Consider the following 851-nt stretch of genomic DNA (forward strand, 5'->3'; position numbering starts at 1 on the left):
GACCTCGAGACCTATGGCATCGACCGCATCTACGCGTGGCACTTCCCGTGGATGATCGCGGCTGCGGCCTGGATCCTCTACTGGTTCTTCAAGAAGGGCTTCATCGCCTCCTACCTGCGCGTCAGCGAAGGCAAGGACGAGGAGCAGATCGGCGACGACGACCGCCGCGTGGGCGCGATCGTTCTCGCTGTGACGATCCTGGCGACGATCATCGGCTACGCTGTGACGAACAGCACCTTCCCGCGCACGATCCCGCTGCAGGCCGGCTTGCAGAAGCCGCTGACGCCGATCGTCGAAGAGGGCACGGCCGGCGTTGGTCCGCATGTCGTCACGGCCGATCTCAAGGGCGGCGTCTACAAGGTGCCGGGCCGCGAGCTGACGATCCAGGTGAAGGTGTCGAACAAGACCGACGAGCCGCTGAAGCTCGGCGAGTATACGGCGGCGGGCCTCCGCTTCCTGAACCCCGACGTGTTCACGACCAAGCCGGAGTTCCCCGACTATCTGCTGGCCGACCGTGGCCTGTCGACCGATCCGACCCCGATCGCCCCCGGCGAGACGAAGACGATCGAGATCAAGGTGCAGGACGCCCGCTGGGACATCGAGCGCCTCTCGGACCTCGCCTATGACACGGACAGCCAGATCGGCGGCCTGCTGATGTTCTTCAGCCCGTCGGGCAAGCGCTACGCCACCGAAATCGGCGGCCCGGTCATTCCGAAGTTCGTCGCCGGCGACATGCCCTGATCGACTTCGAGATCGAACCGAACACCAGCCGGCCGGGCCGAAAGGTCCGGCCGGGTTTTCTTATGGACGGACAAGGAAAAGCGGAAGAGCGCGGTTATATCGCAATGCGA

1 protein-coding gene is annotated in these 851 nt (G+C 64.6%); it reads left to right on the forward strand.

The window, feature by feature from the left end; genetic code table 11:
* Window positions 1–741: methane monooxygenase/ammonia monooxygenase subunit B (locus K3F48_RS23840; protein WP_222577919.1), on the forward strand; the 741-nt coding region annotated here is incomplete at its 5' end.
* Window positions 742–851: the final 110 nt, after the last annotated feature.

It is taken from the genome of Methylosinus sp. Sm6, assembly GCF_019802345.1.
Lineage (GTDB): Bacteria > Pseudomonadota > Alphaproteobacteria > Rhizobiales > Beijerinckiaceae > Methylosinus.